The organism is Lysobacter sp. 22409 (assembly GCF_052045105.1).
GTDB lineage: Bacteria > Pseudomonadota > Gammaproteobacteria > Xanthomonadales > Xanthomonadaceae > Lysobacter > Lysobacter antibioticus_B.
The window spans coordinates 1-23,592 of the sequence record NZ_JBQEOE010000039.1 but is presented as its reverse complement, the minus strand read 5'-3'; the positions used below and the strand labels follow the sequence as shown (position 1 = coordinate 23,592).

At 68.8% G+C, this 23,592-nt stretch carries 25 protein-coding genes; 11 read left to right on the top strand and 14 right to left on the bottom strand.

Features of this window, described 5'->3' with window-relative positions:
* Positions 1-39 precede the first annotated feature (39 nt).
* The 5 genes from queA to ACTJJK_RS18035 form a co-directional block, all read right to left on the bottom strand.
* Complete coding sequence (gene queA, locus ACTJJK_RS18055) at positions 40-1,098, bottom strand: tRNA preQ1(34) S-adenosylmethionine ribosyltransferase-isomerase QueA (protein ID WP_031372941.1); 1,059 nt, start codon at positions 1,096-1,098, stop codon at positions 40-42.
* Positions 1,099-1,443: 345 nt separating this feature from the next.
* The gene (locus tag ACTJJK_RS18050; RefSeq protein ID WP_031372940.1) at positions 1,444-2,046 is read right to left on the bottom strand and encodes a response regulator transcription factor; all 603 of its coding nucleotides are present in this window, start codon (positions 2,044-2,046) and stop codon (positions 1,444-1,446) included.
* Positions 2,043-3,230 carry a sensor histidine kinase gene (locus tag ACTJJK_RS18045; protein WP_081931068.1) on the bottom strand — a complete coding sequence of 396 codons (1,188 nt, stop codon included), beginning with the start codon at positions 3,228-3,230 and terminating at the stop codon, positions 2,043-2,045. Before ACTJJK_RS18045 ends, ACTJJK_RS18050 begins: the two co-directional genes overlap by 4 nt.
* A gap of 80 nt (positions 3,231-3,310) precedes the next feature.
* Positions 3,311-5,146 carry a CIA30 family protein gene (locus tag ACTJJK_RS18040; protein WP_440730871.1) on the bottom strand — a complete coding sequence of 612 codons (1,836 nt, stop codon included), beginning with the start codon at positions 5,144-5,146 and terminating at the stop codon, positions 3,311-3,313.
* Positions 5,143-5,373 carry a hypothetical protein gene (locus ACTJJK_RS18035; protein ID WP_440730870.1) on the bottom strand — a complete coding sequence of 77 codons (231 nt, stop codon included), beginning with the start codon at positions 5,371-5,373 and terminating at the stop codon, positions 5,143-5,145. The genes ACTJJK_RS18040 and ACTJJK_RS18035 overlap by 4 nt, the downstream gene beginning before the upstream one ends.
* 416 nt (positions 5,374-5,789) lie before the next feature.
* Here ACTJJK_RS18035 and ACTJJK_RS18030 point away from each other — a divergent pair, with 416 nt between their 5' ends.
* The 4 genes from ACTJJK_RS18030 (at position 5,790) to upp (ending at position 8,781) form a co-directional block, all read left to right on the top strand.
* A complete protein-coding gene (locus ACTJJK_RS18030; protein WP_031372936.1) occupies positions 5,790-7,289 on the top strand; it encodes an aminotransferase class III-fold pyridoxal phosphate-dependent enzyme in 1,500 nt (499 codons plus the stop codon).
* A 32-nt stretch (positions 7,290-7,321) separates the two neighbouring features.
* A complete protein-coding gene (locus ACTJJK_RS18025) occupies positions 7,322-7,564 on the top strand; it encodes a hypothetical protein (RefSeq protein WP_031372935.1) in 243 nt (80 codons plus the stop codon).
* A gap of 10 nt (positions 7,565-7,574) precedes the next feature.
* A complete protein-coding gene (locus tag ACTJJK_RS18020) occupies positions 7,575-7,928 on the top strand; it encodes a hypothetical protein (protein ID WP_031372934.1) in 354 nt (117 codons plus the stop codon).
* Between the two features lie 217 nt (positions 7,929-8,145).
* Positions 8,146-8,781 carry a uracil phosphoribosyltransferase gene (gene upp / locus ACTJJK_RS18015; protein ID WP_440730869.1) on the top strand — a complete coding sequence of 212 codons (636 nt, stop codon included), beginning with the start codon at positions 8,146-8,148 and terminating at the stop codon, positions 8,779-8,781.
* A gap of 129 nt (positions 8,782-8,910) precedes the next feature.
* On the opposite strand, the gene ACTJJK_RS18010 is transcribed toward upp, so the two are convergent.
* From ACTJJK_RS18010 to rsmD, 8 genes are all read right to left on the bottom strand, one after another.
* The gene (locus ACTJJK_RS18010) at positions 8,911-9,672 is read right to left on the bottom strand and encodes a TMEM43 family protein (RefSeq protein WP_440730868.1); all 762 of its coding nucleotides are present in this window, start codon (positions 9,670-9,672) and stop codon (positions 8,911-8,913) included.
* Positions 9,669-10,568, bottom strand: coding sequence for an MBL fold metallo-hydrolase (locus ACTJJK_RS18005; protein WP_440730867.1), 900 nt, complete (start codon positions 10,566-10,568; stop codon positions 9,669-9,671). Before ACTJJK_RS18005 ends, ACTJJK_RS18010 begins: the two co-directional genes overlap by 4 nt.
* A 163-nt stretch (positions 10,569-10,731) precedes the next feature.
* Positions 10,732-11,319, bottom strand: coding sequence for a hypothetical protein (locus ACTJJK_RS18000; RefSeq protein ID WP_031372930.1), 588 nt, complete (start codon positions 11,317-11,319; stop codon positions 10,732-10,734).
* A 103-nt stretch (positions 11,320-11,422) separates the two neighbouring features.
* The gene (gene ggt / locus ACTJJK_RS17995) at positions 11,423-13,135 is read right to left on the bottom strand and encodes a gamma-glutamyltransferase (protein WP_440730882.1); all 1,713 of its coding nucleotides are present in this window, start codon (positions 13,133-13,135) and stop codon (positions 11,423-11,425) included.
* A 56-nt stretch (positions 13,136-13,191) separates the two neighbouring features.
* On the bottom strand, positions 13,192-13,440 hold the full coding sequence (locus ACTJJK_RS17990; RefSeq protein WP_031372928.1) for a YfhL family 4Fe-4S dicluster ferredoxin: 249 nt from the start codon (positions 13,438-13,440) through the stop codon (positions 13,192-13,194).
* A 291-nt stretch (positions 13,441-13,731) separates the two neighbouring features.
* Positions 13,732-14,226 (bottom strand): hypothetical protein, encoded by a 495-nt coding sequence (locus ACTJJK_RS17985; RefSeq protein ID WP_031372927.1) that lies wholly within the window; start codon positions 14,224-14,226, stop codon positions 13,732-13,734.
* Between the two features lie 29 nt (positions 14,227-14,255).
* Complete coding sequence (gene coaD, locus ACTJJK_RS17980; protein WP_031372926.1) at positions 14,256-14,759, bottom strand: pantetheine-phosphate adenylyltransferase; 504 nt, start codon at positions 14,757-14,759, stop codon at positions 14,256-14,258.
* Between the two features lie 89 nt (positions 14,760-14,848).
* Positions 14,849-15,475, bottom strand: a complete 627-nt coding sequence (gene rsmD, locus ACTJJK_RS17975) for a 16S rRNA (guanine(966)-N(2))-methyltransferase RsmD (RefSeq protein ID WP_440730866.1) — start codon at positions 15,473-15,475, stop codon at positions 14,849-14,851.
* Between the two features lie 77 nt (positions 15,476-15,552).
* On the opposite strand from rsmD, the gene ftsY reads away from it, so the two are divergent.
* From ftsY to ACTJJK_RS17945, 6 genes are all read left to right on the top strand, one after another.
* Positions 15,553-16,884 (top strand): signal recognition particle-docking protein FtsY, encoded by a 1,332-nt coding sequence (ftsY, locus tag ACTJJK_RS17970; RefSeq protein WP_440730865.1) that lies wholly within the window; start codon positions 15,553-15,555, stop codon positions 16,882-16,884.
* A 14-nt stretch (positions 16,885-16,898) separates the two neighbouring features.
* Complete coding sequence (locus ACTJJK_RS17965) at positions 16,899-18,245, top strand: hypothetical protein (RefSeq protein WP_031372923.1); 1,347 nt, start codon at positions 16,899-16,901, stop codon at positions 18,243-18,245.
* Positions 18,246-18,283: 38 nt separating this feature from the next.
* A complete protein-coding gene (gene mutY / locus ACTJJK_RS17960) occupies positions 18,284-19,399 on the top strand; it encodes an A/G-specific adenine glycosylase (RefSeq protein WP_223621147.1) in 1,116 nt (371 codons plus the stop codon).
* Between the two features lie 67 nt (positions 19,400-19,466).
* Entirely contained in the window at positions 19,467-19,736 is a 270-nt protein-coding gene (locus ACTJJK_RS17955) for an oxidative damage protection protein (RefSeq protein WP_031372921.1), read from the top strand.
* A gap of 129 nt (positions 19,737-19,865) precedes the next feature.
* Positions 19,866-20,120, top strand: coding sequence for a hypothetical protein (locus ACTJJK_RS17950; protein WP_031372920.1), 255 nt, complete (start codon positions 19,866-19,868; stop codon positions 20,118-20,120).
* A 104-nt stretch (positions 20,121-20,224) separates the two neighbouring features.
* On the top strand, positions 20,225-20,482 hold the full coding sequence (locus tag ACTJJK_RS17945) for a DUF6289 family protein (RefSeq protein WP_031372919.1): 258 nt from the start codon (positions 20,225-20,227) through the stop codon (positions 20,480-20,482).
* Between the two features lie 90 nt (positions 20,483-20,572).
* Here the strand turns inward: ACTJJK_RS17945 and ACTJJK_RS17940 are convergent, their stop codons facing one another.
* On the bottom strand, positions 20,573-21,271 hold the full coding sequence (locus ACTJJK_RS17940) for a GNAT family N-acetyltransferase (protein WP_440730864.1): 699 nt from the start codon (positions 21,269-21,271) through the stop codon (positions 20,573-20,575).
* Positions 21,272-21,997: 726 nt separating this feature from the next.
* Here ACTJJK_RS17940 and ACTJJK_RS17935 point away from each other — a divergent pair.
* Positions 21,998-23,592 (top strand): hypothetical protein (locus tag ACTJJK_RS17935; RefSeq protein ID WP_440730863.1); only part of this gene is annotated, 1,595 nt, incomplete at its 3' end.

Genomic DNA, 23,592 nt, shown 5'->3' with positions numbered 1-23,592 from the left:
ACGGCTGTGGGGTCTCGGCTTCGGGGTGAGGCGGCGGGGCTACGTCGCTGCGGTTGGCCACAGCAGCATGGCGTCCCCATAGGAGAAGAAGCGATAGCGCTCGCGGATCGCGTGCTCGTAAGCGGCGAACACCGCGTCCTTGCCGGCGAAAGCCGAGACCAGCATCAGCAAAGTGCTCTCCGGCAGATGGAAATTGGTGATCAGGCCGTCGACCGAGCGGATGCGATAACCGGGCAGGATGAACAAGCGTGTCTCGCCGGCGAACGGCTGCAGCTCGCTTTCCTCGCCTGCGACGCCGCTGTGGTGGCGGATCGCGCTTTCCAGCGCGCGCACCACGGTCGTGCCGACCGCGATCACGCGGCCGCCGGCGGCGCGGGTGCGGCGGATCTGTTCGACCAGGCCGGCGCCGACGTTGAGCCACTCGCTGTGCATGACGTGCTGGTCGAGATTGTCGGCGCGCACCGGCTGGAAGGTGCCGGCGCCGACGTGCAGGGTGACGTGGCCGAACTCGATGCCACGCTCGCGCAGTTGCGCCAGCAAGGCGTCGTCGAAATGCAGGCCCGCGGTCGGCGCCGCGACCGCACCGACTTCGCGCGCGAACACGGTTTGGTAGCGCTCCTGGTCGTCGCTGCCGGGCTCGCGCTGGATGTACGGCGGCAACGGCAGGCGGCCGGCGTGCAGCAGCCATTGTTCGAGCGACTCGGGCACGTGGAAGCGCAGGCGATAGAACTCGCCTTCGCGGCCCAGCACCTCGGCTTCGCCGCCGGCGTCGAGGGCGATGCGCGCGCCTTCTTTCGGCGACTTGCTGACGCCGATCTGCGCGCGCGCCTCCATGCCGCCGAGCAGGCGCTCGATCAGGATCTCGACCCGGCCACCGGTGCTCTTCTGGCCGAACAGACGCGCCGGGATCACCCGGGTGTCGTTGAACACCAGCAGGTCGCCGGGCTGCAGCAACTGCGGCAGCTCGCGGAACACGCGGTCCTCGCGCGGCGCCGGCGCCGGCGGCACCACCAGCAGGCGGCTGGCGGAACGCTCGGCCAAGGGCGCCTGGGCGATCAGCTCGGGCGGCAGTTCGTAGTGGAAGTCGTTCTTCTTCAAAGGGAACCGAAGTAATTGAGCGCGAAGCGCCGTAGCCACCGAAGCCGGCGAAAACCGGCTGGGCTGACGGACGGGACGAAACCGGGCGGCAAGGGGGCCAGGCAAGGTTTCGGAGAGCGCCCATTATCCCGGGTATGGGGCGGGATCGGCAAAAGCGGGCTTGGCGGGGTCTGGCGAGCTGGAAGCAAATCCCCCCGCCCCCTCTCCAAATGGGGGAATGGCCCGGGCTTCGGGCGGAGAAACCGCATGGGCTTGGAACGGGGCACCGGCCAGGCCTGGGCTGGGAGTCGCCCCGGTTTCGGATTCCAGACAGCCGGAATCTATGCCCCGTTAGCGTCGGGCGCCTTACAACCAGCCGTTCTGCCGGGCGCGGCGATAGGCTTCGATGCGGTTGCTGCTGTCGAGCTTGCCGATGGCTTCGGACAGGTAATTGCGCACGGTGCCCTGGCTCAGGTGCAGGCGCTCGCCGATTTCGGCGGTCGACAGGCCTTCGCCGGCCAGGCGCAGGACCTGGCGCTCGCGCTCGGTCAGCGGGTCTTCGTCGCTCCAGGCCGCAACCGCGAGTTGCGGGTCGATCGCGCGGCCGCCGCGGTGCACCTGACGCAGGGCTTCGGCCAGTTGCCCGGCCGGGGCGTCCTTGAGCAGGTAGCCGCGCACGCCAGCGTCCATCGCCCTGCGCAGGTAGCCGGCACGGCCGAAGGTGGTGACGATCACGACACGGGTCGACATGCCGGAATCGCGCACGCGCATGGCCAGGTCGATGCCGGTCATGCCCGGCATTTCGATGTCGGTCATGATCAGGTCGGGCTGGACGCGCTTGACCGCTTCCCAGGCCGCCGCGCCGTCGCCGGCTTCGGCGACCACCTCGATGTCGGGTTCCAGGTTCAATAGCGCCGCCAGCGCGCCGCGCACCAGGGCCTGATCTTCGGCGAGCAACAGACGGATCATGCGATACCTCGTTCGAGCAGGGCCGGCGTCGCCGCCGGCGCGGAGTTTGCCGCGGGCGCGGCCAGGCGTCGGGCGACGACCAACGCCTCGCGCGGCACCAGCAGGCTCAGGCGCGTGCCGGCGCCGTTCGGGCTTTCGATTTCGACGGTGCCGCCGACCGCGCGCAAGCGTTCGCGCATGCCGGTCAGGCCGTGGCCCTCGCTGGACACGCCGCCGCGGCCGTCGTCGGCGATCCGCAGCACGATGCCGCCGCGCGGGTCCTGGGTCAGTTCGACGTCAACCCGGCGCGCCCGCGCATGCCGCATCACGTTGGTCACCGATTCGCGCAAGGCCAGCGCCAGCGCAGCTTCGATGTTGAGCGGGATGTCGATGGTCGCCAGCTTGTGGTCGAGGCTGATCTCGCCGCTCAGCAGGGCCAGCCGCGCCGCCGCGAGTTCGGCCTGCAGGCCGTTGGCGCGGATGCCGGCGACGGCTTCGCGGACCTGGGTCAGGGCTTCGCGCGCGACCCGTTCGACTTCGTTGATCTGGGCGTGCGCGGCGGCGGTATCGTGTTCGAGCAGGCGCGCGGCGAGCTGCGATTTCAACACCACCACCGACAAAGTGTGGCCGAGCAGATCGTGCAGGTCGCGGCCGATGCGTTCGCGTTCGGCCAGGCTGGCCAGGCGCTTGACTTCGTCCTGGGTCAGGCGCAGCTCGGCATGGCGGCGTTCGCGGTTGCGCGCGGCGACCACGCCGGCGAACACGATCGCGCCGACCAGCAGATTGATCAGGAAGGTCGACAGCGGCATCGCTTCCTTCGGCACCAGCAGCATGAATTCGACGCCGAGCAGCGCGAACAGCACGGCGGCCAAGGCGATGCCGCGCCCCAACGGCAGCAGGCTGGCGATCATGCCGGAGGCGAAGATCAGGTAAGTGCCGCCCCCGCCGCCGAACGGGATCACCGCATAACCGATGCAGGCCACCGCGAGCAGCAACCACAGGCGCAGCTTGGAACCGCTGCGGTAGAAGGCCCAGTACAGCGGCAGGAACAACAGCACCGAGGTCACCGCCGCGGTCACCACCCACCACGGCACCCGCGGCCAGAAGAACAGCGGGATGAACACGAAACTCAGATACAGCAACGAAGCCAGGTGCCAACCGAGCAGGTTGTCTTGGGCATCCATCGTGGGCGGCGGCAAGCGCATGGTCGAGCTCCTTCAGGTCGGCAAGACCTCGGTGGCGATGCGGCCCGGCGCCGGTCCGGACCGCATCGGCGTAGCGGACTTTAACGGAGTTCGACCGCTTCGATCTCGAACGCGAACGGGCCCGGCTCGCCTCCGGCGCCCAGCACGATACCGCGCAGGTTGGCCAGGTCGACGCCCGCCATCGTCGTCAGCGGTACCCGCACCTCCTGCCACTGCGTACCGACCGCGAGCTGTTGGATGCCCGGCGGACGGAGCATGTCGGTGCCGGAGAACACCATCACCGTGAGTTTGCGGCCGTCGCCGCGCACGCGCAGGTTGAGCTCGCGGACCGCGCGCGCATCGACCGACGCCAACGGCGCCGGACCCGGCACGAACATCAGCCCGCCCCAGGGCTGGGCGATGCTGGCGACCACGTCGCCCCTGGCCGCGAGCGTGGACGCCTTGCCGCCGTCGGCGACCGCTTCCAGCCGCGACTTCGACTTGCCGCCGATATAACGATCGTCGGAGGCGACCCAGCTCGTGCTCGGCTTGTCGCCGTCGAACAAGGCGACCTTGCCCGGCTTGAGCGTCGGCAGCGCGGTATCGATCGCGCGGTCGACCGGATAGCCGTTCTTCCAGATCGAACGGATCGCACGGGTGGCGGTGATGTCGGTGGTCGGGTCGCCGTCGACGAGGATCAGGTCGGCGCGCAGGCCGCTGGCGATGCGGCCGCGGTCGTCGAGACCGAAGCTGCGCGCCGGCGCGGCGGTCGCCGCCGTCAAGGCCTGCACCGGGCTCAACCCGGCCTGCACCAGCAATTCGAGCTCGCCATGTTCGCTGGCGCCGTGGGTGGTGCCGGGATTGCCGCTGTCGGTGCCGGCGAGCAGAGTCACCCCGGCCTCGTGCAGGCGGCGCACGTTCTCCAGGGAGTTCTTGAACTTCGCCTCGGTCAAGAAACCACTGGGAAAGCTCGCCGCCAGTTGGTCTTTCTGCTGCGCCCGCAGGTACGGCGTCAGGCGCGCATCGCCGGCGACGCGCTTGCGTGCGGAGCCCTCGATACCGTAGACCGACGACATCACCGTCAGAGTGGGCACCACGAAGGCGTTGCGTTGCTTGATCGCGGCGACGAGCTTCGGATCTTCGATCAGGTCGCCGTTGATGTGGACCAGGCCGTCGGCGCCGGCATCGATCGCCAAGGCGGCATCGGATGCCTGCGACACGTGCACCACCGCCAAGCGTTTGCGCGCGTGCGCGGCCTTGATCGCGGCGCGCAACGAGGCCTCCGACAAGGTATTCATGCGCGCCTTGCCGCTGGGGTCGAGCAAGGGCTCCAGCACCAGCTTGATGTAATCCGAACCCTCGGCGATGCGCGCATCGACGAAGGCCTGCGCCTGCGCCGGATCGTCCAGCGTCGCGATCGGCATGCCGTACTGGGTGCCGTGTCCGCCCTTGGCGGTGACCAGGGTTCCGGCCGACCACAGATCGGCCTTACCGGTCTTGCCGCGGCTTTCGCGTTCGGCGCGCGCCGCCGCCAGGCCTCGGTGGTCGCTGAACATGTCCAACTCGGTGGTCACGCCGAAACGGAGTGCATCGCTGCGCGCTTCGCCCCAACTGTGGACGTGCGAATCGATCAGGCCGGGCAGCACAGTGGCGCCGTTGCCGTCGACCACCGGCACACCGGCCGGCACCGCCACGCCCGCGCCGACCTCGGCGATCAGGCCGTCGCGCACCAGCACCGTCGCCGAGGGCAGCACGCGCTCGCCGTCGAACACGCGAACCTGGCGGATCGCGAACGAGGCAGCCGGCAATGCCGCCTTCGTGGCGGTCGCGGCCGGCGCGTGCGCGCTATCGGCGGCGACCGCTGCGCCCGAGCCCAGCAAGGCGCCGAGCAACAGGCCGACGGCTTGGGTAGGCGCGGACGGTTTTTCCATCTTCATGTTCTGCTCCATTCGGTGGCGATGGCCGCGGCGCGGTCATCGGAGGATGCGGCGGCGCCAGCGGCCAGGGCGGCCGGCGATCGCGACAAGGGCAAGCAACGCGGCCAAGGCCGGGCCCGCGCGCCGGCCAGCATCAGGCTGGCCTGGACGGCGGCCGGAACCGGGCTGTCCGCGGACCTCTTCACGGTCGCGGCGACGACACCGTGGAAGGGGTGGATCGCACTCATCGGCTGGCTCCACGGGCTTGCGGAAGGTGCGCTCACTGTCGTCCTCGGGCGCCCGCCGGGGCAGTGGGCGAGATCATTCATCGCCGGTGACAAGCGTCACGCCCGCCCGCAAGCCCGGCCGGGCGATGGGGGTTATCGGCAACGCCTGGACATGATAAACTCGCATAAATTATTGAATTGAAACGAAAAATCGTCGAGAAGCGGCGGCGCCACGCAAAATTCTTGCGCGCACCGCGACTGCGATCTTTCGTTGTTCCTTACGTTGTATGGGTGTGAGAGATGGCGCTTGGCGGCAATGCCGCTGCAACTGCGAGCGTCCAGCCATGAAGGCGGACCGGTCTCCCATGTGATGAAGCCTTCGGCCTCGGCCGAAAACCGGAGAGGCCGCGCATATCGCCGGCCTGTGGAGATTGACGATGAACAACCTGCTCAGCCAACTCGCGCCGCTGCGCGCTCACGCCGGCAAACGCCGCACCGTCGGCCTGGACGACGACACCGTCGCCCGCTTCGCCGTGACCCACCCCGAACTCGGCGAAGCCATCGCCGCGGCCGCGGCCGAGTACGCCCTGATCCGCGACCTGCACGCCGACCTGCTCGACCTCGACGAGGATGCGCAGATCCAGGCCGTCCAGGCCGGCTACGTCAATTTCTATCCCGACGACGGCGTCAATCCCTATGTCGCCCTGACCGCGCGCGGCCCCTGGGTGATCACCCTGAAGGGCGCGGTGCTGCACGACTCCGGCGGCTACGGCATGCTCGGCTTCGGCCACACCCCCTCGGCGGTGATCGCGGCGATGGCCAAGCCGCAGGTGATGGCCAACATCATGACCCCGTCGCTGTCGCAGCTGCGCTTCGAGCGCGCCCTGCGCGGGGCCATCGGCACCACCCGCGGCGAATGCCCGTACGAGCGTTTCTTCTGCCTCAACTCCGGTTCCGAATCGGTGTCGCTGGCCGCGCGCATCGCCGACGTCAACAGCAAGCTGATGACCGACCCGGGCGCGCGCCACGCCGGCCGCGCGATCAAGCGCGTCGTGGTCAAGGGCAGCTTCCACGGCCGCACCGAGCGCCCGGCGCTGTACTCGGATTCCTCACGCAAGGCCTACATCCAGCACTTGGCCAGCTTCCGCAACGAAGACTCGGTCATCACCGTCGAGCCCTACGACGTCGACGCGCTCAAGAAGGTGTTCGCCGACGCCGACAGCAACGGCTGGTTCGTCGAGGCGATGTTCCTGGAGCCGGTCATGGGCGAAGGCGACCCCGGCCGCGGCGTGCCGCCGGCGTTCTATGCCGCCGCCCGCGAGCTGACCCGCAACCACGGTTCGCTGCTGCTGGTCGATTCGATCCAGGCCGGCCTGCGCGCCCACGGCGTGCTGTCGATCGTCGACTACCCGGGCTTCGAAGGCCTGGAAGCGCCGGACATGGAAACCTATTCCAAGGCGCTCAACGCCGGTCAGTACCCGCTGTCGGTGCTCGCGGTCGGCGAACGCGCCGCCTCGCTGTACCGCAAGGGTCTGTACGGCAACACCATGACCAGCAACCCGCGCGCCCTCGACGTCGCCGTCGCGGTGATGGAACACGTCACCCCGGAACTGCAGGCCAATATCCGCAACCGCGGCGCCGAGGCGATTGAAAAGCTGGAGAAGCTCAAGAGCGAACTCGGCGGCCTGATCACCAAGGTCCAGGGCACCGGCCTGCTGTTCTCGTGCGAACTCGCCCCGCAGTTCAAGTGCTATGGCGCCGGTTCGACCGAAGAATGGCTGCGCGAGCGCGGCATCGGCGTGATCCATGGCGGCGTCAACTCGCTGCGCTTCACCCCGAACTTCACCATCGGCAGCGACGAGATCGAACTGCTGGTGTCGATGGTCGGCCGCGCCCTGCGCGAAGGCCCGCGCGCGCACCAGGCTGTCGCGGCCTGATAGGCTTGGTCCATCCCAACTGAGGTCGCGGAATGATTCGTTTGTCGAACAAGGACACCGGCGCCGACATCGGCGAGATCAGCGAAGAGGAATTGCAGATCCTCGTCGCGGCGCTGGAAGAAGAAGACAGCAAGGACCAGAACTACTTCATCGACCACGCCACCGTCGACATGATCGAGATCGATCATCTCAATGCGGGCTCGCTGATCACCGTGCTGCGCGCGGCCATCGGCGACAGCGACGGCGTCGAGATCCAGTACGTACGCACGGCCTGAGGCCGAACGCATGTCGGCCGCGGCCACGCCGCGGCCCGACTTGCGCCCCGTCATGGCGCTCGACCTGATCCAGGCCCGGCACGAACGCGAGGCGCCCGCCTCGCGCAAATCGTTCGCCATCGACCTGCCCTTCCACCAGCAGTTGATGGCCCGGGCGCTGCCGCACCACGAGTATCCGCTGCTGCGCAGGCTGCACGACTACCTCGCCGACGCCGAGATCTCGTCCTGCGAACTGGCGGATCTGCATGCCGAACTGAAGCGGCTCGAGGCCCGGTTCACCGACCCAGCCGAGATCCGCGGATTTTCGCTGTTCGTCGCCCAGGTGATCGCCGACGGCGACAACCTCTACGCCGTCGCAGACTGAGTTCTCCCCGCTGGCCGCCGGAAGCCAGCGGCCGGAACCCCGCTTCGCCCCGCTCGCAGCGCAAGCAGCGCCACCTTGACGCCCGCGTCGCCGCCATTTCCTTCACCGCGGTGAGCGCGAACGCCTGCATCCGCCTGCGCGACGCTTGCGCCCTGCCCTTCAACCATCAATGCTTGCGGCCAAGACCGCCCGGCAAACACCCGCATAAAGGCCGCTCATGAAAATCGTCGAAGTCCGCCACCCGCTCGTGCAGCACAAGCTCGGCCTGATGCGCCGCGCCGACAACAGCACCAAGTCGTTCCGCGAACTGGCCTCGGAAGTCGCGACCCTGCTGACCTACGAAGCCACCGCCGACCTGGAAACCGAGGAGGCCGTGGTCGAAGGCTGGGCCGGGCCGGTCGTCACCCGCCGCATCAAGGGCGCCAAGGTCACCCTGGTGCCGATCCTGCGCGCCGGCCTGGGCATGCTGCCGGGCGTGCTGGAACTGATCCCAGCAGCCAAGGTCGGCGTGGTCGGCCTGCAGCGCGACGAGCAGACCCTGCAACCGGTCGGCTACTACGAAAAACTCACCGGCCGCATGGAAGAGCGCACCGCGCTGATCCTCGACCCGATGCTCGCCACCGGCGGCAGCCTGATCGCGACCATCGACCTGCTCAAGGCCGCCGGCTGCAAGCGCATCAAGGGTCTGTTCCTGGTCGCCGCACCGGAAGGCCTGAAGGCGCTGGAAGCGCGCCATCCCGACGTCGAAGTCTTCACCGCTTCGGTCGACGAACGCCTCAACGAAGTCGGCTACATCCTGCCCGGCCTCGGCGATGCCGGCGACAAGATCTTCGGGACCAAGCATTACGCTTGAGCGTTGTCGCAAGCGGGATCGCGCCCCGCCACGCGTGCGGGGGCGACCCGGCGCGTATTTCCATCGATGCGGTGCTCGCGCCACGCAAGCGCCCCGGCGCAGCGAAGACGGCTGCGCCCGAGCGAAACCTCAAGACGTCTTGCGCTGGCGCCGCTTGCGCAACCGGTACAGCAAGATCAGGGCGAACCCCACCGCGGTGGCGAACCAGGCCGGCGACCAGCGGCCGTCGTCGCGGTCGAGCGAGGCCGCCGCATTCGGCTCGCGCGCGGGCGCGGCGTTCAAGGCCGCCGCGGCGGCTTCGGGGCGCAAACGCCAACTGCCTTCGCGCAATTCCAGCTTGCCTTCCAAGGGCGGCAACCGCAGCTCGCGCCAGCTCACGCGCAGATCGCCGATCTGCGGGTCGAGCGGGTTCTCGGCACTGCCGAGGCCGTCGCCTTCCGGCTGGAAGGTCGCGGCGAGGTTCGCCGGCAGGCGGCTGAAATTCGGACGGAACAAACGCCACTCGCCGACCGCGCGCAGCACCTCGGGGCGGATCGGTTTGCCGTCGAGGGTCGCGGCGTCGGCCCACCAGCGTTTGTTCTCCAAGGGCAGGCGCGCGGGATTGACGTGCCCGGCCGAGAACTTCGAGGAATCGATCGGCGCCGCGTTCCAGACCCGCTCATAGCCCTCGCCGACCGAACGCCACTGGTACATCTCGACCCGACGATCCAGGCCGAACTCGCGCGTTTCCACGCCGAAATCGCGATCCAGCAGGCGTTTGCCGCTGCGCGGCTCGCCGAGCGGTTCGCCCGGGTCTTCGGCTTGGGCGACTGCCGTGCCCGCGAACACGCACATCGCCAGCAAGGCGATGGCGCACACGACCAGCGCCGCCCGGCGCCGGCGGCCGCTCACGCAGCCCATGCGGCCAGCGTCCGCGCCTGCAGTTCGGCGACTTCGTGCGCGGTGCCGAACTTGCCCTTGTCGTCGCGCACGACCTGGGCCAACGCGCACTCGGGGTCGTGGGTGAAGAACAGATGCACGTTGCGCGCGAGCTTGTCGCTGAGGAAGTTCTTCTTCTCGTCGATCAGCAGTTCGGCGTTGCGGTCGTAGCCCATGGTGATCGGCACGTGCACCCACGGCCGTCCGGGAATCAGGTCGGCGCAGAACACCACGCCGCCGTGCGGCTCGCCGCCGACGCTGTCGGGGCCGACGATCTCGGCCAGCATCAGCCCCGGCGTGTGGCCGTCGCTGTAGTGGAAACGCACGCTGTCGCCGAGCAGCCTGGAATGCGCACCCTCGACCAGTTCGAGCTTGCCGGTGGCTTCGAGCAACCCCGGCAACTCGGGAATGAAACTCGCGCGATCGCGCGCATGCGGGTGAAGCGCGCGTTCGTAATGCTCGCGCCCGACCAGATAGGACGCGTTCGGAAACAGCAGGCGCGGCGCCTCGCCTTCGGCCCACGGCGCCAGCAGGCCGCCGGCATGGTCGAAATGCAGATGCGACAGCACCACCACGTCGATGTCCTCGGGCGCGAAACCGGCGCGCGCCAACGATTCGAGCAGGACATGGCGGTCCTCGACCACGCCGTAGCGTTCGCGCAGCTTGGGCTCGAAGAAGGCGCCGATGCCGGCCTCGAACAACACGGTCTTGCCGTTGAGCGGGCTGGCCAGCAGGGCCCGGCAGGCCAGGGCGATGCGGTTGTGCTCGTCGGGCGGCGACCACTTGGCCCACATCGCGCGCGGCGCATTGCCGAACATCGCGCCGCCATCGAGTTTCTGCGAGTTGCCGAGGATCGACCAGAGCTTCATGTCTGCACCGCCCGTTACGGGCACTGGCGAAGGATGGCTCGATTTTACTGCGCAAACGCAGGCATCGGGCCGGAATGCGGCGAAGCCGCGGATCGTGGACAGGCGCCGCTCACGCTGTGCAGCGGCCGATCATGGGCAGGCGCCGCCACGGCGCCTGCGGCCGTCATTGCGGCGTGGTGACGGTGGCGAAGTGGAAAATGAACTCCCCATCGCGGCCGTCGCCTGCGACCACGCGCACCGGCGCCAGGGGCCGCTCGGCCAACAGGGTGGCGCTGCCGCTGGCCGCGGCCTTGCTGATCAGCCCGGACGAGCGTCCGTTGATTTTGACCAGCATTTCCTGCCCGGCCACCAGCACCACCCGCCCCATCGAGGGGTCGGTCGGACGCGGCGCGACGATGCGCTCGGCTTCGCTGTCCAGGTAATCGCGCGACGGCAGCGCGAACAGATCCTGGCCGCCGGCGCTGACGTCGAACGACCAGGCCGTGCTGCCGTTGGTGCCGTCGTTGACGACTTCGATCTTTTCCAGGGTCAGCAGCACCGTGTAGCGGGCCGGCGCCTGCGGCGCGGCCGGCTTGACCGGAGCGGTCGCGACCGGCTGCGAGGGTGCGGCCGGTGTCGTCGGCTTGTCCTTGAGCCCGCCGATCTCGCGCACGTTGTTGATCAGGGTGGTCAGGGCCACGAGGAAAGCGACCAGCGCGATCGAGATCGCAGGCACGCGGGTATACCAACGCTTGTCGTTGTCGTCGCTCACTGCCCTGTCCCCTGTCGCTTCGTGCTGACGCCGTCCATGCCGCAAAATCTACTGCACCGCACCGCCGTCGCGCCATCGCGGCGGCGGTTTCGCAGACGCCGCCTCAGGGCTTGTTCGGCTGCACCTCGGCCTGGCCGACCGGATTGCGCGGATCGGTGCCGCCGGACAAGGTGTTGGCGCGCTTGTCCCACATCACCGTCTGCAGGTTGCCCCAGGTCGATTCGCCGGCGTTGACCTTGTGGCCCATGGCCTGGAGCTTGGCGACGGTGCCGGCATCGAGCGCGCCGGCTTCGGCCGAGATCGCGTCCGGCATCCACTGGTGATGGATGCGCGGTTGCGCGGCGACCTGCTGCGGTTGCAGGCCGGCGTCGTAGGCGAGGATCGCCAGCAACACCTGGGTGATGATGCGGCTGCCGCCGGGCGCGCCGACCGCGACCACGCGATCGGACGATTCCAGGAAACTCGGCGTCATCGAACTGAGCATGCGCTTGCCGGGTTCCGGTGCGTTGGCTTCGAAACCCATGACGCCGAACGCGTTCGGCGTGGCCGGGCGCAGGGCGAAGTCGTCCATTTCGTTGTTGAGCAGCACGCCGGTGCCCGGCGCGACCAGGCCCGAGCCGTACAGCAGGTTCACCGTCTGGGTCGCCGAGACGCGGTTGCCGTCGCCGTCGATGATCGAGAAATGGGTGGTCTCGTCGTCTTCCAGCGGCGCCGGCTGGCCCGACAGCAGATCGCTCGGCGTGGCCTTCTCGGGATGGATCGTCGCGCGCAGGCCGGCGGCGTAATCGGCGCTGGTCAGGCGCTTGATCGGCATCTTCACGAAATCCGGATCGCCCAGATAAATCGTGCGGTCGCGATAAGCGCGGCGCATGGCTTCGGCGAGGATGTGGGTGCGGTGCGCGGGATCGAGCTTGGACAGGTCCCAGCCCTGCAGCACCTGCAGAATCTCGGCCAAGGCCACACCACCCGAGGACGGCGGCGGCGCGGTGACGATGTCCCAACCGCGGTACTTCAAGCGCAGCGGCTCGCGCTCGCGCACTTTGTAACCGGCCAGTTCCTCGGCGCGCCATTGGCCGCCTTCTTCTTTGACCGAGGCCAACAGCTTGGCGGCGACGTCGCCGCGATAGAAACCATCGAAGCCCTTTTCGGCCAGCAGCTCCAGGGTGCGGGCCAGATCCGGCTGCTTGAGGGTCTCGCCGGCTTTCGGCGGCGAACCGTCGGCGAGGAACACCTCGCGCGTGCCGCGGTAGCGCTCCATCACTTCACGGCGGCTGCCGTAGCCCTTTTCCAGGCGCGGATAGACCTCGAAGCCCTCGCGCGCGATGCGGATCGCCGGCGCCAGCGAAGTCTTCAGCGGCAGCTTTCCGTAGTTTTGCGCCAGGTGCACCAGCGCCGCCGGCAGCCCGGGAATGCCGGCCGACCAGGGGCCGTTGGTGGCGCGGTCGCGGTTGAGTTCGCCCTTGTCGTCCAGATAAGCCGCCGGCGTGGACGCGGCCGGCGCGGTCTCGCGCGCGTCGACGAAAATGTCGCGATTGCGCTTGGCGTCGTGCAACAGGAAGAAACCGCCGCCGCCGATGCCCGAGCTGATCGGCTCGACCACCGACAGGGTCGAGGACACCGCGATCGCGGCGTCGAAGGCATTGCCGCCGGCACGAACGATTTCCAGGCCGGCCTGGGTCGACAGCGAATGCGCGCTGGCGATCGCGGTGCCGGGCGGATGCGCGGCCGCGCTGGCCGTCGCGGCGGCGCGCGCGGGCGCGCGGGCGCCGCCGTCGGCGCACAACGCGGGCGAGGCGATCAGCAGCAGGGTGGCCATCAAGCAGATGGGAGACTTCAGACCGGCCCGCAGCCGCAACGCCTTGCGCATCGTGTTCACTCCTGCTGTAGACGCCGCAGCTTGTCCAGCAATTGCGGCTCGGTTTCGACGTGGTTGGGGTCCGGGTCGATGCATTCGACCGGACAAACGACCACGCATTGTGGTTCGTCATAGTGCCCGACGCATTCGGTGCAACGCGCCGGATCGATCACATAGATCGTTTCGCCCTGGGAGATGGCCTGGTTCGGGCAGGCTGGCTCGCAGACGTCGCAGTTGACGCAGAGTTCGTTGATCTTGAGCGACATGGGCACTGGTCGCCGGCGAGCCGCGGGGTCGCATTGCCGGCATGGAGCTCGCAGTGTAGGGCTTGGGCGTCCGCCGGCATAGCCGAGCGCCGGGACGCTGCGTGTCGCGGACATGGCCGCGAATGTGCCGCGGCCTGCCGCCCTACCCGGCCCGACTGCCCGGGCCGATCGGGCCAGACCGGATTTCCCCGCCCACAAACGATTCGAGCCGCTTGCGCGGCTCGAATCGATGGCTCCGGCCGCGCTGGGCGGTCCGGAACGCCCCGGCCGCGCTAGCGGCCGGGCGGTGAATCACTTGGCTTCGACGAACACGTAGTTGACCGACGATGCCGCCACCGCGGTCTTGACGCGTTCGTTGTCGGCGGCGTCGCCGATGAAGATGAACTTGACGCCCTTCATCGTGGTCGGCTCGACCTTGGCGAACGAAGCGACGACCAGGTCGGCGGTCTTGGCCGAGTTCGGCGAACCGAACGCCACCAGGTTGCCTTCGAGGATGCCGCGCGACAGGTCGGTCTGCGCCTTTTCGAGCATGCGCTCGTAGTCGCCCTGGAAGGTCGGCGCTTCCGGCGCCGGCAGCACGTAGACGTAGGTGCTGCCGCTGACGCCGTCGAGATTGCGCTGGACGACGTCGGTCAGGTAGGCGTTCCAGGCGTTTTCGTCGCTGGTCTTCGGCGCCGGCAGCGCGGCGGTCTCGGCCGCGGCTTCCTTCTTCTCCTCTTTCTGGCACGCGGCCACGAACGGCAGCGCCAGGCAGGCGATCAGCAGCAGGCGGGAGGAAGTTTTCATCGTTTGCCCCTTGGATGTTTGTTTGGTGGTCAGTGTTTGTTGCGTTGCCACTCGGCCTGCAGCGCGTCGACCACGGCCGGCGGCACGAAGCCGGAAACGTCGCCGCCGAGACGGGCGATTTCGCGCACCAGCGAGGACGAGATGAAGCCGTACTGCTCGGCCGGGGTCAGGAACAGAGTCTCGACCTCCGGGATCAGGTGCCGGTTCATGCTCGCCAGCTGGAATTCGTATTCGAAGTCGGACACCGCGCGCAGCCCGCGCAGCAGCACGCCGCCGCCGACCTGGGCGACGAAATGCGCCAGCAGCGAGTCGAAACCGCGCACTTCGACGTTGGGCTGGTGGGCGACCGCCTTGCGGGCCAGCTCGACCCGGGTCTTGAGCGGCAGCGCCGGCCCTTTGCCCGGGCTCTCGGCCACGCCGATGATCATGCGTTCGAACAATGGGGCGGCGCGGTCTACCAGATCGATGTGACCGTTGGTGATCGGGTCGAACGTGCCGGGATAGACGGCGATTCGGTTGCGGGCCGAGCTCATTCGATGGTCGTTCGCTGCTGGAATGACGGGGAGCGGGAAGGCCGCCCCGCCGGATGCGGCGCAGTGTAGCAGCCGCCCGCCGGGCCCGGTCAGGACGCCAGGCGGCGGTACACCGCGTAACGGACCTCGCGGGTGGCGCCTTCGCGATGCGGCAGCCAGTCGCCGGGCAGGTCGATCGCCGCATCGGCCGGCGATTCGACGTACAGCCAGGCCGAAGGCGCCAGCGTCGGCAACAAGACCGGCCAGACCGTGTTCCACAAACCGGCCGCGAACGGCGGGTCGACGAAGGCCAGGTCGAAGCCCGGCGCGCCCTCGCCCGCCCGCGGCTGCGCTGCGAGCCAGGCCAGGGCATCGGCCTGCGCGACGGTGGCCGCCTCGCCGCCTTGCAGGCGGGCGGTCAGCGCGCGCAGCTCGGCGGCCAGGGCGGGGTCGCGTTCGACCAGTACCGCCGAGGCGGCGCCGCGCGACAGCGCTTCCAGGCCGAGCGCGCCGCTGCCGGCGAACAGGTCGAGTACGCGCGCGCCCGGCAGCACCGGCATCAGCCAGTTGAACAAGGTCTCGCGCACGCGGTCGGAGGTCGGGCGCAGGCCCGGCGCATCGGCCACGGCCAGGCGGGTGCCGCGCCAACGCCCGCCGATGATGCGGACCTTGCCGGTCGGGGCGGCGCTGCGCGAGGCGGCGGAAACGGGACGCGGGCCGCGCTGTGGAGTCTTCATCGGGGGCGCCTGGAGGCCGGTGCTAGCATGTGCACATTCTCGCGCATCCTCGCGCCTTCTCGCCCCCAGCCTCCCGAATGGTCAGTTTTTTTCGCCGCAAGAAACCCGAAACCGCCGGCGGAAGCTCGTCTTCCGAGCGCCGTTTCACCACCGAAGAGCTGGCCGCCGCGTTTCCCAGCGCGCGGCCCGAGCCGGCCGCACCGCCGGCCGAAGCGCCCGCAGCGACGCCGGCCGCGGTCGAGCCGTCCGCGCCGCAGCCGCCTGCCGTCGCGCCGGTTGCCGTCGAACCGGCTCCCGTCAAGCCGGCTCCCGTCGAACCAGTTGCCGTCGAGCCGCCGGTGCCGGCCGAAGTGCTGGCCGCCGCGCTCGAAGTCGAGCCGCCCTTGCCCGTGGCGCCCGCGGCAACACCGGTAACCGCATCCACCACGGTCATCTCGGTACCTGGCGAATCCGCCCCGGCCGACTACATCGACAAGCCCGCCGCCGCCGCGGGCAAGTCCGGCTGGCGCGAGCGTTTGCGCGGCAGCGTGTTCGCGCGCAGCTTCGGCGGCCTGTTCTCGCGCAACCCGCGCCTGGACGACGACCTGCTCGACGAGATCGAAACCGCGCTGATCACCGCCGACGTCGGCGTCACCGCCACCACCCAGTTGGTCGAAAGCCTGCGCAAGCGCATGAAGTCGCGCGAGTTCGCCGACGCCAACGCCCTGCTCGCGGCTTTGCGCACGGACCTGATCGCGATGCTGCAGCCGGTCGCCAAGCCGCTGGTCATCGATACCCAGGCCAAGCCTTTCGTGGTGCTGACGGTCGGCGTCAACGGCGTCGGCAAGACCACCACCATCGGCAAGTTGGCCAAGCGTTTCCGCGACGAGAACCGCCCGCTGATGCTCGCCGCCGGCGACACCTTCCGCGCCGCCGCGGTCGCGCAGTTGCAGGCCTGGGGCGAACGCAACGGCGTGCAGGTGGTCGCCCAGGGCCAGAACGCCGATGCCGCCTCGGTCGCGTTCGACGCCTTGCAGGCGGCCAAGGCGCGCGGTACCCAGGTGCTGATCGCCGACACCGCCGGCCGCCTGCACACGCAACAGGGGCTGATGGCCGAACTCGGCAAGATCCGCCGCGTGCTGGCCAAGGTCGACACCACCGCGCCGCACGAAGTGCTGATGGTCATCGACGGCACCACCGGCCAGAACGCGCTGTCGCAGTTGCGCCAGTTCCACGCCGCGGTCGGTGTCACCGGCCTGGTGGTGACCAAGCTCGACGGCACCGCCAAGGGCGGCGTGGTGTTCGCGCTCGCCCGCGAGTTCGGCATTCCGATCCGTTTCGCAGGCATCGGCGAACGCCCCGAGGATCTGCGCGTGTTCGATGCCGAGGCCTTCGTCGACGCCCTGTTGCCTGAAGCACTGGGCGGCTGAGGCACGGCCTCGCCATGCCCGCGACGACCACGGCCGCCCCGGCGCGCCGTTCGCGCAAGCGGATCGCGATCGTCGCGATCGTGCTGTTGGTCGCCGCGCTCGCCCTACGCTGGGTGTCGCAGCCCAGCCAGGTCAGCGGCATCTTGCTGAGCCAGGTCGGCAAGCCGCTGGGGCTTGAGCTCAGCGCCAGCGGCGCCAGCGAATACCGCTTGCGCGGCACGCCGATGCTGGTGGTGCGCGACCTGGTCGTACGCCAACCCGGTGCGGCCGCGCCGCTGCTGCGCGCCGAACGCGTCTATCTCGCCCTGCCGTGGCGCACGATCCGCGCCGCCGGCGCCGTGCTCGACGTGGAACGGGTCGAACTCGATGCCCCGCAACTCGATATCGCCGCATTGCAACGCTGGCTGGCGACACGCCCGCCTTCGACCGAACCCTTGCGTATGCCGAGCCTGAGCGACGGCCTGCGCATCGTGCGCGGCCGCGTCGTAGGCGTGGGTTGGTCGATCGAGCAGATCTCGCTGTCCTCGCCCGAATTGCATCCGCAGCGGCTGCTGCGGGCGCGCATCGGCGGACGCGTGCTCAGCGATGGCGTGCAGGTTCCGTTCGATCTCGCCGCGACGCTGCAACGTCCCGCGCTGGCGCGTGGCCTCGGCTTGTCCGGCGGCGTCAGCGTGCAGGCCAAGGATTGGGCCCTGCCGATGCGGATCCGCCTCGGCGCCCTGTTGCATTCGGGCGACGACGGCCTCGGCCTCGATCGTCTGCGCCTGGGCGCCCACGCGCGCTACCGCGCCGGCGACACCGATCTGCCGTTCGTGTTCGGCCTGGCCGGGCCGCTGCGCTATCGCGATGCCGCCCTGTCCCTGGCGCCGCTCGGCGCCGCCTTGCGCGGCAAAGATGCGATCCCGCAGCTCGACGCCAGCGGGCGCTTCGCCTTCGGCGATGGCACGCGACTGCATCTCGACGGCGTACTGGCGCAATGGCCCGAAGCCTGGCCTGCGCTGCCGCCACCGTTGGGGCAGTCGAAATCGCCGTTGCCGTTCGTGCTCGACTACGACGGCCCGGCCGATTTTTCCGGCGACAGCGCGCTGCGCCTGCAACGCGACCAGACTCGCTTCGATGGCCGCTTCCGCCTGCCGGCGGTATTGGCCTGGGTCGACGCGAGCGCACAAGGCTCGCTGCTGCCGCCGTTGAGCGGCCGCTTGAGCACACCGCGGATCGAAGTGTCCGGCGCCACGCTCGAAGGGGTCGAGATCGAAATCGAACAAGACGACGACGCGACGACGACGCCAGCCGCCGCTCCGCCGACGGCAGCGCCATCCCAACCCGCGCCGAAGCCGGCCGCGACTCGCCCGCTCGAATGAAGTCACCCGTATGAAGTCATCTGCATGAAGTTACCTGCATGAAGCAGCGCGCAACGAAACCACGCACGGGCAAGACCGCAGCGGTGGCCGCAGCCAGCAACAGCGCCGACGCCGGCGACGACGCCTACGCCAGCCGCCTGTTGGCCTGGTTCGACGTCAGCGGCCGCCACGACCTGCCTTGGCAGCATCCGCGCACGCCGTACCGGGTGTGGCTGTCGGAGATCATGCTGCAACAGACCCAGGTCAAGACCGCAGCGCCGTTCTTCGAGCGTTTCGTCGACACCCTGCCGACCTTGCCTGCGCTGGCCGCAGCCTCGCTGGATACCGTGCTCGGCCTGTGGTCGGGTCTGGGCTATTACGCTCGTGCGCGCAATCTGCATGCGACCGCCAAGCTTTGCGTCGAACGCCACGGCGGCGACCTGCCGCGCGATATCGATGCCCTCACCGCGCTGCCCGGCATCGGCCGCAGCACCGCCGCGGCGATTCTTTCGCAAGCCTGGGACGACCGCCACGCCATCCTCGACGGCAACGTCAAACGCGTGTTGAGCCGTTATCACGGCATCGCCGGTTATCCGGGCCTGCCGGCGATCGAACGCCAGTTGTGGGCGCTGGCCGAATCGCATCTGCCGCATGCGCGCATGACCGACTACACCCAGGCGCAGATGGACCTGGGCGCGACCCTGTGCACGCGCAGCGACCCGTCCTGCATCCTGTGTCCGCTGCAACACGATTGCGTCGCGCGCATCGAAGGCCGAGTCGCCGAACTGCCGACGCCGAAGCCCGGCAAGGTCGCGCCGCAACGCCACGCACAGGTACTGTGGCTGCTCGACCGCAAAAACCGGGTGCTGTTGCAACGCCGTCCGCCGGCGGGCATCTGGGCGTCGTTGTGGACCTTGCCGCAAAGCGACGACGAGGACGGCGCGGCGCAATGGTTCGCCGCGCACGTCAGCGGCGAGTTCGCCGACGGCGAGGAACTGGCGCCGATCGCGCACGCCTTCAGTCATTACAAACTCGAACTGCAGCCGCGGCGCTGGCGCCCGGTCGCCTTGCGCAACGGCGTGCGCGACAATGACGACCTGCGCTGGTTCGAACGCGCCGAACTCGCCGTCCTCGGCATTCCGGCGCCGATCCGCAAACTGATCGAATCGCTGTAACGCCGCGCCGATGCGGGCGACCGCAGCGGCGCTCCCCCACATTCCACTACCGTCCAGGACTTTCCCCATGAGCCGCACCGTTTTCTGCGAGTACGAACAACGCGAGGCCGAAGGCCTGGATTTCGTGCCCTGGCCCGGCGAGTTGGGCAAGCGCGTGTTCGCTCATGTCGGCAAGCCGGCCTGGGCCGCATGGCTCGCGCACCAGACCATGCTGATCAACGAGAACCGGCTGTCGCCGCTCGACCCCAAGCACCGCGCCTTCCTCGAAGGCGAAATGGAGAAATTCCTGTTCGGCGGCGGCGCGGCCAAGCCGGACGGCTACGTGCCCGAAGCCTGACCCGCATCAGGAAGCCCGTCACGATTCCGACTTCGCAGCCGTGGCCTGCGTCGCGGCGATGCGCCGGTTTCGTGTAGAACCGGGGGACTCCGGCTTATCCGGAGCCCACAGGCACAAGGGAGAGTCCTGATGTTCCAGTCGAAGAAGCAGCTCAAGAAGAAGTCGCTGTTCCTGCTCGCCGCCGGCATGCTCGTCTCGCTGGCCGCAATGGCCCTGCCGCACGCCGGCCCGGGCGAGAGCTACACCTTCACGTTCTACTCCGACGCATCGCGCACGGTCGAAGTCGGCGGTCGTTCCTATGGTTACTGCGGCGAGCCCTTCCAGTGGGGCCGCATGACCTCGTACTCGACCTACTACAAGACCACCTGCCACCCGCTGCCCTGACCGGCCGCCTCGGCCGCTCACTGCGCGAATCACAGACCGGTCCAGCCCGCCGCGAGCGGGCTGGATCCGCTGCGCGCCGCGCACGGGCCTCAAGGAGAACTCCGATGTCCGCAACCAGCAAACCGCTGAAGAAGAAGCTGTCGTTGTTCCTGCTCGCGGCCGGTATGGTCGTGTCGCTGGCCGCCGCCGCACTGCCCTATCCCGGCCCCGGCGAAGGTTATGTCTTCACCTACTACTCCGACGCGACCCGCACGGTCGAAGTCGGCGGCATGGGCTACGGCCATTGCGGCGAGCCCTTCCAGTGGGGCGAACGCACCCGCTACTTCACCTATGCCAAGAGCACCTGCGGTTGGGAGCCCTGAGTCGATGCGCTCGGCGCATCGACACCGCGTTGATCCGCGACACGACGAAGCCCACCGCATGCGGTGGGCTTCGTCTTTATGGCGACGCGATCAATGGCCGCCGTCGATGCCGAACGCAGGCGGATACACCACTTCGCCCGCTTCGCCGCTCAGAGCGCCCTCGACCAATTCGAGTGCCATGAACGACTCGCCCGCGAACGGCGCCGCGAGTTTGCTCGCCAGGGCCGCGGAGAAACCGAAGCGCGGGTAGTAAGCGGCATGGCCGAGTACTACGACGGCTTCGCAACCCAGCGCTTTCGAACGCGCGAGCCCCTCGCGGATCAGCATCGAGCCCACTCCACACCGCTGGTATTGCGGCAGCACCGATACCGGGGCGAGGCACAACGCATCGACGAGGCATCCGTCGACGACGACATGCAGGGTGGTGAACATCACATGCCCCACTACTCGCTCGCCGCCGATGGCGACCAGGGACAGCCGGACCAATCCGTCCGCGCGCAGGCGTTCGATCAGTTCGGCTTCGTCGTGGCCGGCGAAGGCCGCGCGGGTGACGGCATCGATGCCTGCATGATGCCTGGTGTTTTCCAGTTCGATTTGCATGGGTTTCTCCTGCCCGCACGCGGGCTCGTGGCGACAGACCCGACTGAACATCAACAGGCTCAACATGTCGGCCTCCGATGCTCGTGTCGCGGGGGCGCTATCCGTCGCCAAGGAATGCTGAGCGATGACGGCAACCCGTTGCAGGGTTTCGAGCACGGCCGCGCAGGCAAGACCGAAGTCCTGCAGCATGGCGGGCGCGCGCAGGAGGCGTCGCGGCAAACGATGGCGATGGCGATGAAGTCCGCGCCGACGGCGCGGCGATGGCGGATGGCTCCACCTTGAGCGGACGCGCACAGCGCGCGCCGCATTCTTTGCGAAATAGTCATGTCTGATGTCGGTTGCAGCCGAAACGGACGCGGCGGCGCGCATTCGCTTTGCGCGAATGGCGAACGAACTCGACGCGTCTACCCACCTTCGCGAAGCGAAGGGTTTAGCGGGTGGCTACACTCTCAGACATGTTGTCCCTCTGGGCCCGCCGAATAGCGGTGATACGGGGACGCGCACCGTAGTGTGCGAACCGCGCGGGTGTCAAATCGCGCACATCCGCGCTGCAAGGATCGCGCCCTTGTCCTGGCCCCCTTCGTTCGCTGCCGCCGACCTCGGCACCGAATGCCGTCGGCCGTACTCGCGCCGTACAGGCCGGGTTTCGGCAGCCCCCGATCGAGCAAGACCCGTGCGGTTCGCCACGGGCCTTCGGGGCTCTCAACCTTACTCAGGGTCAGAAACTGACCATCAGCGGCAGGTTGCGAGCTCGCAATAAGGGGGCTTGCGCGGTCAGCGGTCCGCTCCCATGGCCCGACATGAAAGCGATTTCCTGAAAAACTGTGATGGATGGCACATTTTTTGCGACCTGCATCACATTGGCGGCGCCCCAGCTCGAACAGGCGCCCGAAGCCTCGCAAGGATCGTCTACGAATGTTGGCAAAATTTTTGGCCCCCCTATGCCTGTTCGCCCTCTCGGCAGCCGGGGTCGGCACCGCGCATGCCCAGGCCGGCATCGGCGTCCAGGCCGGAGCCTCTCCGACCGGCACCATCGGCACCAATAAAGGCGACGTCGGCTCGGGCGCCCTGCAGTGCCAGGCGGGCACGATCGTCCGCGGCGGCTATCACCGCGACAAGTCGATGAGCGCCGGAATCAGCTCGACCCGCGGCATGACCAATCGCGTGGGCCTGTACTGCGGCGGCATCACCACCAATGGCGTTACCGTCAACGTGGTCAACCGCAATCCGAACGGCACCCCGGACGTACTGTCGGGCACCTATGCCGAGCCCGGCACCGAGGTCACCAACTACTGTCCGGCCAATCAACTGGTACACCAGTTCGGCGGCTGGGACCGCGAATGGTCGAGCGGCCAATACCCGCCGTGGTCCTCCTCGTTGAACCTGGTCTGCCGCCCGCTCACGCTCGACGCCAATTCCTGGGTCCGCATGACCACCGGCGCCTCGACCAGCGTCGAAGTCGGCGTGCGCGAGACCATGGCCGGCCAACCCGCCCACGTCGCGCGCGGGCCGTTCTGCAGCAACACTTCGACCACGCTGGTCTCGGGCCTGTACATGCAGGCCGGCGGCGAAGGCTACGACGGCATCAACGTGTATTGCGGCACCCTGCTGCAGGCACGCCACTCGGCGATCCTGAGCTTCACCGATTTCGCCTGGAACCAGACCCGCGGCGGCAGCGGTTGGCTGGTCAACCTGACCCAGGGCGCGACCTTGCTCGACAACGGCGCCGGCACCACCGGCGCCGGGCGCACCCCGCATGCCAATGCCGCCGCCAACCTCAGCACCGTGCAGACCGCAAGCGAGATCTACGTGCTGCCCGGCAGCAACTACCGCGCAGCGATCAGCCAGCGGCCGGGCGGCATCGCCGCCAATACCTTCGTCACCAGCGGCACCTGCCTGACCGGCATCGCCTTGCTCAACGAGCAAGACCAATCCTGTACGCTCGACGTCACCGGCTTGCCCGACATCGCGGTGACGCTTACGACTCCCGCGCCGGCCTACAGCAACTACGGCCAGTTGCAGAACATTGTCCTGACCGCCACCAACCTCGGCCCCGGCGCGACCGACGGCAACGACGGCTTCACCGTGGTCGCGACCCTGCCCGCCGGCTGGACCGCGGGCACCTTGCCGGCCGACTGCACCGCCAATGGCGCCAACACCATCGTCACCTGTGCGCTCAACCCGACCCCGCTCGCGGCCGCGGCATCGCCCGGCGCCAACGGCGGCACGGTCAGCTTCACCATTCCGGTCACGGTCAACTCGCCGACGCTCAGCGGCACCTACACCGCGAATGCCGCGCTCGGCCGCAGCGTGCCGGACGGCGACGGCGATACCACCAACAACGACTACAACACCGCCAATGACACCGCCAGCGGCCCGCTGGTGTTCCAGAAGCAGCCGATTCTGCGCCTGCGCAAGGCGCTGCCGCTGGGCCGTTTCGTCGCCGCCGATCAATTCGCGCTGAGCATCGCCGGCACCGGCGGCCCGGCCACGGCGACGACCACCGGCAC